The organism is Streptococcus oralis (genome assembly GCF_003942875.1).
Classification (GTDB): domain Bacteria; phylum Bacillota; class Bacilli; order Lactobacillales; family Streptococcaceae; genus Streptococcus; species Streptococcus oralis_BX.
The window spans coordinates 36,724-50,227 of record NZ_RMVK01000002.1 but is presented as its reverse complement, the minus strand read 5'-3'; the positions used below and the strand labels follow the sequence as shown (position 1 = coordinate 50,227).

The window sequence follows — 13,504 nt, the reverse complement described above, 5'->3', positions numbered from 1 at the left end:
TTCATATGATTTATTTCTATTTTTGCTGTTTTTACCCCATTCTATAGAAAGTTTTTCCATTTTAGATTGCGAGTTTTTCTTGATTTTACTCTATTTTCTGAAACAAACTGAAAAATCCAAGTTAAGAACTTGGATCGATTCATTTTATTTAAAATAGTAGGAATAGTGTTGTTTACAACCTGGATTAAATGGTGCACTGCAGTAAGGACAAGCCATCTGCTTTTGGTAATCTTGGAAAGTCATTGTCCTCTTACAACCCCCACATAAGATCGGTCGATCCTCAGAAAGCACCAAGGGATAGGGCGAAAACACATGTGTCTCCATAGTATTGTGACACTGATAGCATGCGTAGTATTTTTTACATTCATAACACTGGAGGGAAACGATGTCCTTTTCACCATGGTAATGAATACATCTACCTTCATTATCAACTAACAAACCTTGTGCTTGATTCATTCACATTTCCTTCTCTAGGCACGAACTGTAACGCTGGTTCCATCTTCCTTATAGAGATTGATAAGACCTTCCTTGAGAGCGCGGACCATGTCCCCTGCTTGAACAGGTTGTGGGACCTTGATTGTCAAGAGTTCCATTGGATTTGGAGCACGGTCGATTTTATTGCCCTTGGCATCATGAAGGTCTTCTATATAAGTCTCAAAATGACGGAAACCTGGTCCATAAAACTCAACTTGATCGCCTTCGTTGATGACATTTCGTTGACGAATGGTTGCCGTTTGAGTCGCATCATCATAAGCAACCACTTCAGCGACAAACTTGTATTCAGGAATTTTACGACGTGCGCCAAATAACTGTTCATTTTCAGACGGCGTACCATAGTAGAAACCTGTTGCCAATTCACGTTGAGCAACTTTCCACATCTCGTCCACCAAGTCTTGTTTGATGGCTTCAAATTTCTCAGGACTTTCGAGATAAGCATCTACAGCCGCCTTGTAACAGTTGGTCACAGTTGAAACATAGTGGATAGACTTCATACGACCTTCAATCTTGAGACTGTCTACACCGTTTTCGATCATATCTGGGATATGGTCAATCATGGACATGTCGACGGCTGACATTGAAAATTCTTCTGGGATTTCACCTTTAAGACTCTTACGTTCTTGACCAAAGGGCATGTCGTAGAGATCGTATTTCCAACGGCAAGACTGTGAACAACCACCACGGTTGGCATCACGCATACTCATGTGATTTGATAGCGTACAGCGACCTGAGTAGGAAATACACATGGCTCCATGGACAAAGGCCTCAATCTCAACATCTGTACGTTTGCGAATCTCTGCCAATTCTTCCATTGAAACTTCACGGGCCAAAACCACGCGAGTTAGACCAAGTTCTTTCCAGAACTCAAGAGTTTCATAGTTGGTCGCACTGGCTTGGGTTGAAAGATGGATTTCTAGACCTGGTGCTTCTGTTGCTGCAATCATAATCAAGGCCGGATCTGACACGATAACTGCCGCAATCCCGATGTCACGCAACTTACGGAACCATTCTCCAGCACCAGCTTCGTTTCCTTCGTGCATAACCATGTTAGCAGCCACATAGACCTTGGCACCGTACTTAGCAGCAAACTGGACTCCTTCTTCCATCTGTTCAAAGGTAAAGTTTCCAGCACGGCTACGAAGACCATAGGCCTGTCCACCAATGAAGACTGCATCCGCACCATATTGAACAGCTACTTTCAGCTTCTCTAAAGTTCCTGCAGGTGATAAAACCTCAGGGCGTTTTAATGTTTTTGTCATTTTTTCTCCTATTTGCAATATAAAAGTTTGACGTTTTTCCTTCTCATTTTATAGTAAATAAGCGATAAAATCAAGCCTAGACAGATTGTTTTGACAATTCTAATCTTTTCTAAAACAAAAAACTAGCCTTTCTAGACTAGTTATTTTCAAGATAAAATTCAAAGCGCTCGCCCACGTATTGACTCTTTACATACTCGAAAGCCGTCCCATCTTCAAGATAAGAGACCTGAGTCAAGGCTAAAATGGCATGCCCTTTCTCGACTTCTAAGTAATGGGCAATCTTTTCCTTAGCCAATCTCGCATAAATTGTCTGTTGGGATTTTCCAATTCGGTAACCATGTTCTTGCAAGGTCTGAAAGAAATGACTGGTTACTTCTTCTTTTTTAAAATTCTTAATAAACTTTTCGGGGATAGAAGCTACTTCATAGACCAGAGGAACTTGATCAGCGTAACGCACCCGTTCCATTCGAATAATATTCTCTGTCGGAGTAATCCCTAGTTTAGCGACCTCTTGCTCATTTGGAATGGTTCTTCTGTAAGAAATGAGCTGACTAGAGGGAACTTTCCCTTGGGATTTGACAATCTCCGTAAAACTAGTGGTTCCCCGCATTTTTTCTTGAACTCGAGTGCTAGAAACAAAAGTCCCACTTCCTACACGACGCTCCAAAACCCCCTCCTCAACCAAGAGAGAGATGGCTTGGCGTAATGTCATCCGGCTAACTTGAAACTGTTCAGCTAAATCTCGCTCACTTGGAAGTCTCTCTCCAATTTTCCAATGATGCTCATCTATATCCTTCTTGATCTGATCGTGGATTTTCATATAAGCTGGTAACATGATTCTCACTTCTTTTCTTTATTTTCTCCATTGTACCGTATTTGCTAAGAAAAAGTCAAACTTTGCCTTGTTTAGTTGGTAATTCGCCCCTATTTGTGATAGAATATTGAAAAAGATATTTCTTTTGAGAAAGGAAAAAGATGAGCAACATTTCAACTGACTTGCAAGATGTCGAAAAAATCATCGTGCTGGACTATGGTAGCCAATACAACCAGCTGATTTCACGTCGTATTCGTGAAATTGGTGTTTTTTCAGAGCTAAAAAGTCACAAAATCTCAGCCGCAGAGGTTCGTGCGATTAACCCTGTAGGGATCATCCTCTCTGGTGGACCAAACTCTGTATACGAAGATGGTTCATTTGATATTGACCCAGAAATTTTTGAACTTGGCATTCCAATTTTGGGAATCTGCTATGGTATGCAACTTTTAACTCATAAACTTGGAGGAAAAGTTGTCCCTGCAGGTGATGCTGGTAACCGCGAGTATGGCCAATCACCACTTACCCATACCACTTCTGCCCTCTTTGAAGGAACTCCTGAAGAACAGATTGTTTTGATGAGCCATGGCGATGCTGTAACAGAAATTCCTGCCGATTTTGTTCGTACTGGTACTTCTGCTGACTGTCCTTATGCAGCCATTGAAAACCCTGACAAGCACATCTATGGGATCCAATTCCACCCAGAAGTGCGCCATTCTGTATACGGAAATGATATCCTTCGTAACTTTGCCCTTAACATCTGTAAGGCTAAAGGCGACTGGTCAATGGATAACTTTATCGACATGCAGATTCAAAAAATTCGTGAAACTGTAGGTGACAAGCGTGTTCTTCTCGGCCTATCAGGTGGTGTTGACTCTTCTGTTGTTGGAGTTCTTCTCCAAAAAGCAATCGGTGATCAATTAATCTGTATCTTTGTAGACCACGGTCTTCTCCGTAAGGGAGAGGCTGACCAGGTTATGGACATGCTTGGTGGTAAGTTTGGTTTGAATATCGTCAAAGCAGACGCTACAAAACGCTTCCTTGACAAACTTGCAGGTGTTTCTGATCCTGAACAAAAACGGAAGATTATCGGTAATGAGTTTGTTTATGTCTTTGATGACGAGGCAAGTAAGCTCAAAGATGTAAAATTCCTTGCTCAAGGAACGCTTTACACTGACGTGATTGAGTCTGGTACAGATACTGCTCAAACCATCAAATCACACCACAATGTTGGTGGTCTTCCAGAAGACATGCAGTTTGAATTGATTGAGCCATTGAACACTCTTTATAAAGACGAAGTCCGTGCCCTCGGTACAGAGCTTGGTATGCCAGACCACATCGTGTGGCGCCAACCATTCCCAGGACCAGGACTCGCTATCCGTGTCATGGGTGAAATCACTGAGGAAAAACTAGAAACTGTTCGTGAGTCTGATGCTATCCTACGTGAAGAAATCGCTAAAGCTGGTCTTGACCGCGATATCTGGCAATACTTCACTGTCAACACAGGCGTTCGTTCAGTAGGTGTTATGGGTGACGGTCGTACATATGACTACACCATTGCCATTCGCGCTATCACTTCTATCGATGGTATGACAGCTGACTTTGCCAAAATTCCTTGGGATGTCCTTCAAAAGATCTCTGTACGTATCGTAAACGAAGTAGACCACGTTAACCGTATCGTCTACGATATTACAAGTAAACCACCCGCAACCGTTGAGTGGGAATGATTTATAAACATGATTTGAAGTGAAATGGTTGATTTAACAGCATTTTCAGTTGTTATAAAAGGTTAAAAATAAATCAAAATTGATTGGTTCCCCACCAAAAATCCCACCAGAAATATTCTGATGGGATTTTTTTATATTAAATTTTATTTTTCTATTATTTGATGCTTTACAAGCTTTCTTAAGACCTAGGTGGAAACATTTTTATTTGAATAAGTTTCAATATCCGCTTAAAATCAATGTTTTCCCACATTTACAGAAAACAGAATTTCATCTAATTTGAATCAATTTCAGTTGAATGATGTGAATTTTACCCTAAAAATACACGAATTGAGCTAGATTTTACCATAAAGTTCACACCATTGGTTCAATTATTTTTTGTTACGTACATTATTCTTAGATGATAGACTTCCTAATTTATTTCTTATAGCATTTGAGCAAACCTCCGTTAAAGGTTCTCCTATTGCCTCCTTGTAATTAAATCCTAATAATTGCATAGTCTTTAAAGTATCTTTATTAAGTAAAGCAACCAATTGTTTCATTGAATCTTCTTTCCCATCTTCAACATTAGTAAATGAAGATAGAAGAGAAATAACCCGTTCTAAAGTGTTGTGCAAATACTCAATATCTTTATCATCAATATGTACTTTTTCATATTCTTCTTTATATGCCTGAGCAATTCTGATTGCCTGTTCTCGTTCCGAAAGTAACTCATTTACAATTTCATCATAAGTATTTCGTAATTTATCGGCGTTACGTTCTTCCTTTAATGATTGAATTTTACTATTCACTAGTGTTGTTGTTCCCTTAAATGTTAGAGTTCCCAATTCAATCCCTGCTTTTACTAAAGCTTCTGTAATATATGGCTCCATGCTATACCTCTGTTATTTCTTTTTATAATAAAACCATTTTATCATAAATCTACATTAAACATAATACATCTTATAGTCTCTATCCCTTTAGGTAAAAATACCGATTTTATGGTATAATAAAGGTAACATTATATAAGGAGATGTGACATGACTCTTGATGTAAATAAAGAAGAATTAACAATTTTAGGGATTCCTTTTGATAATTTTTCAGATTTCGATACCGTCTGGTATGCTATTGGATCATCAATGATTGAAAATTATGAACCTACTGTTCAAGATGTGATTGATTTAAAAACTTATGTTGTCAATAGACGAAAGGAATTGAATATTGGTTAAAAATCAATACGAAGGATATAAGTACATTGACCCTAATCACCAATATACCTATCCAAATTCCACAGTCTTAATCAACAAACAAAATGTTACAAATATTGAAGAAGCCTATCGAAATGAACACTTATTCGTTACTAAAAGACTTGCAGACTTGCGCTTGAAAGCCATTGAAGTCTATTCCATGAGTAATATTTTAGCCATTCATAACTATTTGTTTCAAGATGTTTATGCCTGGTCAGGACAATATCGTAAGGTGAATATCTCTAAAAGTGGTAATCCTTTTATGTCGATACAGTCGTTTAATGTTGCAGAAACTTATATAAATCATCTCATTCATTCCTATCATCAAACTGCCAACTCAAAAGATGAAATCATTAAACATTTAGCAAAAATTCTTGATAATCTTAATTATTTCCATCCCTTTCGAGAAGGAAATGGACGAACTCAACGAGAAGTTATCCGTTCCTTAGCACTATTAAAAGGGTATTCTGCACAAATACGAGTAGAACAAGATGATGAAGTTTACAACCTTTATATGGACGGAACTGTCTATGGAGACTTAGGGAAGTTAGAAGAATTATTTGCTAAAATATTAAAAGTAATATAGGTTGTAATACTTGATAATTACAGAAGTGACGTAAGCATTCAATACGAATCAATACATAAGAAAAACGCTGATTTCAAGCGTTTTTTCTTTTTTCAATTTTAATACATTTCACTATATTTCAGTCCAATCTCTACCTTTTTTAGATAAATATATCATCTGGATATTGAAGTTAAGCCCTGCTATCATTTCGATGGCAGGGCTTTTTAATGTTTGGTACACTACCTTCTTATCTATATTTTGATGGAGCTGAAGTTGACATCTACAAAGTTTAATGTTAAAATACATTCAAAAATATATTTGAATGAGGTGTTTTATGGTTCAAAATGTTGTTACTTCAATAATCCTGTATTCTGGGACAGCCGTAGACTTACTTATTATCCTAATGTTATTTTTTGCCAAAAGAAAAAGCAGAAAAGACATCATTAACATCTATTTAGGACAATTTCTAGGCTCTGTTAGTCTAATATTGCTAAGTTTACTTTTTGCATTTGTCTTAAATTATATTCCTAGTAAAGAGATTTTAGGTTTGCTAGGTTTGATTCCAATTTTCCTAGGACTCAAAGTTTTGCTTTTAGGAGATTCTGATGGAGAAGCTATTGCAAAAGATGGTTTGCGCAAAGATGATAAAAACCTGATTTTTCTAGTAGCTATGATTACTTTTGCTAGTTGTGGTGCTGACAATATTGGTGTTTTTGTCCCATATTTTATTACCTTAAATTTAGCGAATTTGATAGTGGCTTTACTTACTTTTCTAGTCATGATTTATCTCTTGGTTTTTTCTGCCCAAAAATTGGCACAAGTCCCTTCTGTTGGAGAAACTTTGGAAAAATATAGCAGATGGTTTATTGCCGTTGTTTATTTAGGATTGGGGATGTATATCCTGATTGAAAACAACAGCTTTAACATACTAAGGACTGTGTTCGGCTAGGAGAAAAAATTATGAAAAAAGATAGTATATGCCAAGTGAATATTATAAATCAACAAAATGTTACAACCGCAACGAACTACCTTGAAAAGGAAAAAGTCCAAAAATCACTTCGTATTTTATCAAAGTTTACCGATAATAAACAGATAAATATCATCTTTTATCTCCTTGCTGTTGAAGAACTCTGTGTCTGTGATATAGCCTGTTTACTAAATCTCAGTATGGCATCTGCCTCCCACCATCTTCGTAAACTAGCCAATCAAAACATCTTGGATACTAGAAGAGAGGGGAAAATTATATATTATTTTATAAAAGATGAGGAAATCAGAGATTTTTTTAATCAACTAGGATAACAACTATTTTTACTACTCTACCATTCACTCTACCTTTTATTATGTAGCATTCTAAAAACATTGATGTACCAACGTTTCTAACAGCTAAAATAGAAATTATTTATTTTTTTTATAGAAGTGAAGTGATTAGATATATAAAAAGCCTATGAAATCAGCATTTCAAAGGCTTTTTTCTTTTAATTTTAGTAAAATAACTGAATTTTAACTGATTATATCACTTTAGGAGTGCAATAACAGATATAATGGTAGCAATGATGGAGACTATCGTAGCAACGATAGAACTTATGGTATTTGTCTTTGTGTAATTTATCTCAGTAAGCATATTCAAATAGGAATAATTTTCTTTAATTACATTTCGATAATATGACAAATTTTTATGAAATAAATTTTCTAGCTGAACTTCGTCATTTGATACAAATATAGTCCAAGAATCTTCAAAGTCTTTTTTAAAATTAGAAATATCTATTCTGTTTTCTGACTCCGATAGGCTTTGTATCTTTTTCAAAAGGTTTAAAAAATTCTTATTAAACATTATGTTCTTTCTTCCTGATACATATTTCGAAAAATCTCTTTCAAAAATGTGAAGCTCTCGCTCTCCAAATAATAAGTAATAGAGCTCGTTCCCATATTGTGATATAGACCCTAAAATACTAAATCTAGGAATGAAATTATTTCCTGAGTATAGAACATAATCACTATCATTAAAACTATTTGAAATATAGTAATTGCCTTTTTTATTATATAGACTATAACTAATATCCCCGAAGTATATTTTATCTATATCAACTTTGTCTTTTCGAAAAGCAACTGTTAGATTAATTAATTTGTTCATTTTCCCATTTTCGCTATATAAAAACGTAGTTATGTAATGTTGACATATCAAAGAAGGAAGTTCATTTGTCATCTGATCAATAGATAGATAATTAAGCTTATCGTCCTCATCATCCAGAATATACCAATTAATGTAATCTTTTTTACTCAAGTTTTTGATATTATCAGAAATAAATAATTGAAGATTAGACTCTGTCAATACTTGTTTTAAATGAAATCTATATTGAAAAATAGCATAATAATTATTTACCGTCGCCCAACTTATTTCAATACTGCTGAAAAAATTATCTCCAATTATCTCAATTTCAGCAAAAATTCCGACTCCATGCCTTAAATATTCTAAATGGACATAGTCGTATTTTTTAAATATAGTAGGTTTTTTATAATAATTTTTCACTTTAAATTTCGACTTTGGCAACGAATATAAACGCTTCGTTAATTTATTAACACCCTCATTTGAAAGTGTATCTAAAATAATAAACTCGCCAATTGAGAATTCATCAAAATAGTCTGTCCGTGTCCTCCATTCGGGATGTTTTTCTTCAATGCACTTTTTATGAAATTCTAATCCTTCCTGCTCATGTCTTTGATAATAAGATTGATATTCTTCTGTTGCAACTATTTTTAAATAATAATCAAAAAACTTCTTAGCTTGTCTATTTATCATACCTACACCTAATTGATACTTTATATCACTATCATATCATTTTTTTAATGAAACTGAATCAATAACCACAACTATTACTCATTTTATGATTTTAGCTAAATCTATCATGGCTTGTTCAATTTTATGTTTTCCTTTTTGCATGACATGAAGATAGATTTTTTCTATATCTCTACTATCTTCTGAATGTCCTACAAACTCTCTAATAACGTTTAGGCTTACAATCTTATCAGCCATGACTGAAACAAAACTATGTCGGAACATATGGGGAACTATGTGAACAGGTCTATCAAAATCGACTAGATCGTCAATATCCTTATAGGATTTTCTACTTTTCTTATTATACTTAGCGGACTGACTAGTTCCACCTCTTAAGAACATTGAAATTTCTATATGATACAATGCTCTGCCCTGTTTGTTATTTATAGAAGTAAAATAGGGATTCACTACACGTCACTAGACGGTATAGACCTTGATTCAAAGCGATTTCTGAAATTCTAAATTTCACTACATTGCAATATAAATCAACCGAATCACTACCTTATTTGAAATAAAAATGATGATTCGGATTTTTAAAGGAAGAGGGACTGAACTACACCCCAAAAGTTAGTTTTTTCTGTCTAACTTTTGGGGTGCAGTTTGCTTGGTCCCAGTATGTTTATTTCATTTTGGATAACTTCATCAATAAACTTAAGCGTTCATCATTTTTGAGCTCTGATAACAAGCAAATCAACCGCTCATATCCAAGTTCTTTCTTCTGCTTGATTAATGAATTCATCACAGCCACCAAATCTTCTGGCGTAAAATTCCTTAAGTAAAGTGTAATATAACTTCCACTATTAGAAAATAGGCTAACATGAATTGCATTATGTTCTTTTTGTCTAATTTTCATTCCTCCTGTAGACTCCCTGATATGGAACTCATACACTGTCTTTTTGGGGTAGCAATCAAATGAGTTTTCGAATTCTCTGCGATTTTTATAGAGAATATAGTTAATGAGTGAATAATATTTTAGAAACATAGTGGTTTCCTCCGTAAGTATTATTATAATTTTAGTATGCCATAAATTCCAAAATAAAAAAAAATAATTAAGAAAAAACGATACATAAGTTGTTTCTCTTATTAATTTTTTTTGTAGTTTTTCCTCTTTCTCTCATCCCTCAATTTTTTTGCGATTCTGATTTTTCTGTGTGTTTAGCGTTGACAGGAACGTATGTGTAAGTCACGCTAAACACACAGTACTAGGTAAAAGTGAATAACGTAAAAAATCTTATCCTAATTTTTTTATTTTAAAATTTATGGCATACTAATAATATCAAGATAATTGATTGAGTAGAGACGTAACTAATATAGCTACGTTTTTTATGTTTGAAAGGAGGTAGCTATCGTGGAAACAGTAGGTTTAAGCTGGGTTAGGAAAGAACCAGTTTTGTATTTCATTAACTAAAAAAAAATAAATGTATAGATAATAAAAGAGATGTCAATAGCAGTTTAAAAAAAATTTTTTGATCGTAACAAAGTAAAGAATAAAAGTAAAAAACGAAAGTAAATAACAGGAACCAATTTTTGTATTTCATTTACCAGTAAAAAATAAATGTATAGATAATAAAAGTAATGTCAACAGCAGTTAAAAAAATTTTTTGATCATAACAAAGTAAAAAATCAAAGTATAAAAACTAAAGTAAATAACAAAAGTCTAAAAATCAAATACAAAAACTAGCTTAGCTCAGTCGCTAAATTCAGAGCATTTAAACCTGAAAAAGACTAACAAAAAAAAACAACAGATTTTTATCTGCAAGATGGAACTCTACATCTTATTTGAATTGAGTCAACTTGTCATGTTGTAAAATGACTTGGTTATCTTCTTAGCCATCAATTAAGAAGCGCCCTAAGCAAAGGGAAGATACTACATCAGTGAATATAAGCTTAAGTCACTGCACTACTTCAACTTGAATTAAAAAGACCTTAAGAATTTTCTTAAGATCTTCTTTAAAAGCACATTATCTACTATAGAAAGGAAAGAACGATGGCAAAGAAGAAACGTAGTCGTGCTGAACGACGAAAAGCTAAAGAGAAAGCTAAGAAACAACAGATAGATTCTCTAACAACTTTTGAGGGTCGGAAACAATTCGTCCAATCAAAAGGATTGACTAATTTAGTCACGCGCTTTAAAAAAGGAAAGGGTATCAAGCGAAATGAATCCAAAAAAACGGGAGAAGACATTCATTTAATCCATACAGACCGAACTCTTCATAACTACGCTGGTTCCTGGAGCAGATTCTCTTCCTTTGTTGCCTCAATAACTACTGCCGAAGATTTAGAAGCTCTTGATAAATCTAACGATATTGAGGGATGGATTGACTTAGTAAATCAATACTTAGAACGTTGTAAGAAATTAGGACTTTCTGCTCCAACCCAGTCAACCTATAAAGCAGCATTAGCCAAAGTCTTAGGTGTATCTTCTACTGCTTTTGTTGCAACAGATATTCGATATCGAGCCGCCAAAAAGAATAATCGTTTGAAGTCTAATGACGACAGGATGTCTGAAGAAACAAATAATCGCTGGTTTTCAATTGTATCGGCCACTGGGCTACGTAAAAACGAATTAAAAGCTATTACAGGTGATTCTCTACATCAACGTGAAGATGGTCGATACTATCTTAAAATTATTGGTAAAAAGCATAAATCCAAAGGAGCACGAGACCGATGGGTTCCGATTATTACACGAGACAAAGAAGAATTAGAGAGGCTTGTTGAAGAATTTAAACTAGCGGGTAAAAAGCGTGTGTTTCAAGTTCCATCTGCTTTAAAACCTCATAAATATCGTGCAGAATACGCAAAACGTCTTTATCTTCTTGTCGCGCGAGATCCCAAAGATATCAAAGATAAAAAGGAAAAAATTTATCTACGAGGAGAATTAAAAGGCGTTGTCCTTGATAGGAAGGCTTGTTTAATTGTATCGCGTGCTCTCGGACACAATCGACCTGAAGAGTTTCAAAAATCCTATGCATATAAGTTAATCGCACAAGCAAACTAAAAATTTTCAAACATCATTATATTTTTATCGTAAAAAAATAGTTCTATAACTTCTACAATTGATAAAATAACTGTAGGAATTATAGAACTTTTTATTTCAAACAAATGGTCTCATAGAAACAAGTATAAAACCACGATTCTATCCATTAAGAACTTCTTGTGAGACCTATTTAAAAAAATACTTAAATTTTTTTATTCTTTTTTAAAAATGTAATGATAATAAAAACTGCAGATAGCAATACGATTGAAACTATAAAAATAATGAGTTGCATTTCATTTGATAGCATTTTGCTACTATAATCGCGTCCATCAATTTTATCAACTTCTTCTATGTTTTCGTTACTCTCTTTTAGCTCCGTTTCTTTACTTGTTGTATTTTCTGTAGATTCTTTCTCTGTAGTAGACTTATTTTCTTTGTTGGAACCGAACATACCAGTCTGAGTTCCTATAGCTTCCTGATATAACTTGTCCAGTTCATCATTAGTATAATTTCCCTTTAAGTAGCTTCCGTCTTTTCTCTGAAAATCAACTAGACCATAGTAAGTAGATATAAATTTTTTATCTCCCTCTATAACAACAAAACATGGTTTCTCACGCACTGAAGGATTCTTTATAACTTTTTTAACCATATATGTTGCCTTAAGTTGTGTTATCGATCTAGCAACTAAGCCTTCACCGTATACTCTCATTTTATATTCACCTAGTGGAATATTAGTCTCTTGAACCCAATTATTATTTTTATTGATTTTTAGAGTTTTTACGACTTCTTCTGTATCTGGTTTTACTAAAAGTACTGTAATCTCTTGCGTGTAATTTTCTTGAACAATTGCTTGCACTACCACAGGGCCAGTTTCGTCCGCATATATATTAGAAATATTGATAGCAAAGAATATACTTAAAAAGGTTATGAACATCTTCCAAAAAAATTTCATTCTGTTAATCTTTCTCTTTATTCGAAATCTCTCAATTGTTCTATAGAAATATCAATTTTATGTATTTCTTCAATTAGTTCTGCAAAAGGATCATCCAACCTAGTTTCCCTACTATTGTAATATGCATTGCCTAATGCCAAGAGAAGTTTTTCACGTTTCTTATTCTCTGTATAAATCTGTGTATTTACTTGTAACGATTTAGTTAATTCCTTGGTCTTTTTCCCAGCTATAGAACTAACTGTGAAGAACTTTTCTGAAACATCTGATATAAAAGAATTCATTGTGCTAGAATTATTAACTCTAGAACCACAAGAAACACAGTAATCGCTTGTTCTAAAATTTGGTTTACCACATTTAACACAAAAAATCTTATCTTCTTCTATTTCTTTTTTATGTTCTTGCACATTTTCCTCATTAACAGTGATATTTTCAGAATCAGTTTTCTCTAAATCTTTTTTATCCAGATAAGTTTCGGATAACTTTATCTCACTATCTAGTTCTTCCACCGATAGGGAAGAAGATTCGACATTATTAACCTCTATATCTTTACTATTTTCTACATTAAACTCATGATTCTTCTTTGCTTCAATAAACTCTGCCGGACTTGGCTTTCTATTGTATTTCTCTTCAAACTGAGATAGCCATTCTTCTTTATTCAT

The 13,504-nt window shown here is 34.2% G+C and carries 16 protein-coding genes; 6 read left to right on the top strand and 10 right to left on the bottom strand.

Annotation, left to right across the window (positions count from 1 at the left end; all coding sequences use genetic code 11):
- Positions 1-144 precede the first annotated feature (144 nt).
- From D8844_RS02350 to D8844_RS02340, 3 genes are all read right to left on the bottom strand, one after another.
- Positions 145-456: a CHY zinc finger protein gene (locus D8844_RS02350; protein ID WP_125421626.1), complete on the bottom strand. Its 312-nt coding sequence runs from the start codon at positions 454-456 to the stop codon at positions 145-147.
- 14 nt (positions 457-470) lie between these two features.
- Positions 471-1,757 (bottom strand): peptidase U32 family protein, encoded by a 1,287-nt coding sequence (locus D8844_RS02345; RefSeq protein WP_000169095.1) that lies wholly within the window; start codon positions 1,755-1,757, stop codon positions 471-473.
- 136 nt (positions 1,758-1,893) lie between these two features.
- Positions 1,894-2,592 carry a GntR family transcriptional regulator gene (locus D8844_RS02340; protein WP_033629854.1) on the bottom strand — a complete coding sequence of 233 codons (699 nt, stop codon included), beginning with the start codon at positions 2,590-2,592 and terminating at the stop codon, positions 1,894-1,896.
- Positions 2,593-2,732: 140 nt separating this feature from the next.
- Between D8844_RS02340 and guaA the strand changes: the two genes are divergently transcribed.
- The gene (gene guaA, locus D8844_RS02335; RefSeq protein WP_125421623.1) at positions 2,733-4,295 is read left to right on the top strand and encodes a glutamine-hydrolyzing GMP synthase; all 1,563 of its coding nucleotides are present in this window, start codon (positions 2,733-2,735) and stop codon (positions 4,293-4,295) included.
- A 368-nt stretch (positions 4,296-4,663) separates the two neighbouring features.
- On the opposite strand, the gene D8844_RS02330 is transcribed toward guaA, so the two are convergent.
- Positions 4,664-5,164, bottom strand: coding sequence for a hypothetical protein (locus D8844_RS02330; protein ID WP_125421620.1), 501 nt, complete (start codon positions 5,162-5,164; stop codon positions 4,664-4,666).
- 147 nt (positions 5,165-5,311) lie between these two features.
- Here D8844_RS02330 and D8844_RS02325 point away from each other — a divergent pair, with 147 nt between their 5' ends.
- Both D8844_RS02325 and D8844_RS02320 read left to right on the top strand, forming a co-directional pair.
- Positions 5,312-5,500 (top strand): hypothetical protein, encoded by a 189-nt coding sequence (locus tag D8844_RS02325; RefSeq protein ID WP_000171300.1) that lies wholly within the window; start codon positions 5,312-5,314, stop codon positions 5,498-5,500.
- Positions 5,493-6,104, top strand: coding sequence for a Fic/DOC family protein (locus D8844_RS02320; protein WP_125421617.1), 612 nt, complete (start codon positions 5,493-5,495; stop codon positions 6,102-6,104). Before D8844_RS02325 ends, D8844_RS02320 begins: the two co-directional genes overlap by 8 nt.
- A 111-nt stretch (positions 6,105-6,215) precedes the next feature.
- On the opposite strand, the gene D8844_RS10470 is transcribed toward D8844_RS02320, so the two are convergent.
- Positions 6,216-6,389, bottom strand: a complete 174-nt coding sequence (locus D8844_RS10470; RefSeq protein WP_125421614.1) for a FanG protein — start codon at positions 6,387-6,389, stop codon at positions 6,216-6,218.
- 28 nt (positions 6,390-6,417) lie between these two features.
- On the opposite strand from D8844_RS10470, the gene D8844_RS02310 reads away from it, so the two are divergent.
- On the top strand, positions 6,418-7,032 hold the full coding sequence (locus D8844_RS02310; protein WP_021002064.1) for a CadD family cadmium resistance transporter: 615 nt from the start codon (positions 6,418-6,420) through the stop codon (positions 7,030-7,032).
- Positions 7,033-7,043: 11 nt separating this feature from the next.
- Entirely contained in the window at positions 7,044-7,382 is a 339-nt protein-coding gene (cadX, locus tag D8844_RS02305) for a Cd(II)/Zn(II)-sensing metalloregulatory transcriptional regulator CadX (RefSeq protein WP_000711085.1), read from the top strand.
- 214 nt (positions 7,383-7,596) lie between these two features.
- Here cadX and D8844_RS02300 read toward each other — a convergent pair whose 3' ends face one another.
- From D8844_RS02300 to D8844_RS10465, 3 genes are all read right to left on the bottom strand, one after another.
- Positions 7,597-8,880, bottom strand: a complete 1,284-nt coding sequence (locus D8844_RS02300) for a hypothetical protein (RefSeq protein WP_125404374.1) — start codon at positions 8,878-8,880, stop codon at positions 7,597-7,599.
- Between the two features lie 78 nt (positions 8,881-8,958).
- On the bottom strand, positions 8,959-9,258 hold the full coding sequence (locus D8844_RS02295) for a tyrosine-type recombinase/integrase (protein ID WP_125421949.1): 300 nt from the start codon (positions 9,256-9,258) through the stop codon (positions 8,959-8,961).
- Positions 9,259-9,535: 277 nt separating this feature from the next.
- The gene (locus D8844_RS10465; RefSeq protein ID WP_225902130.1) at positions 9,536-9,769 is read right to left on the bottom strand and encodes a hypothetical protein; all 234 of its coding nucleotides are present in this window, start codon (positions 9,767-9,769) and stop codon (positions 9,536-9,538) included.
- A gap of 1,134 nt (positions 9,770-10,903) precedes the next feature.
- Here D8844_RS10465 and D8844_RS02285 point away from each other — a divergent pair.
- Entirely contained in the window at positions 10,904-11,914 is a 1,011-nt protein-coding gene (locus D8844_RS02285; RefSeq protein WP_125421608.1) for a site-specific integrase, read from the top strand.
- Positions 11,915-12,095: 181 nt separating this feature from the next.
- On the opposite strand, the gene D8844_RS02280 is transcribed toward D8844_RS02285, so the two are convergent.
- Together D8844_RS02280 and D8844_RS02275 are read right to left on the bottom strand one after the other, a co-directional pair.
- Positions 12,096-12,845, bottom strand: a complete 750-nt coding sequence (locus D8844_RS02280) for a hypothetical protein (RefSeq protein WP_125421605.1) — start codon at positions 12,843-12,845, stop codon at positions 12,096-12,098.
- A 17-nt stretch (positions 12,846-12,862) separates the two neighbouring features.
- Positions 12,863-13,504, bottom strand: coding sequence for a hypothetical protein (locus D8844_RS02275; protein ID WP_125421602.1), 642 nt, complete (start codon positions 13,502-13,504; stop codon positions 12,863-12,865).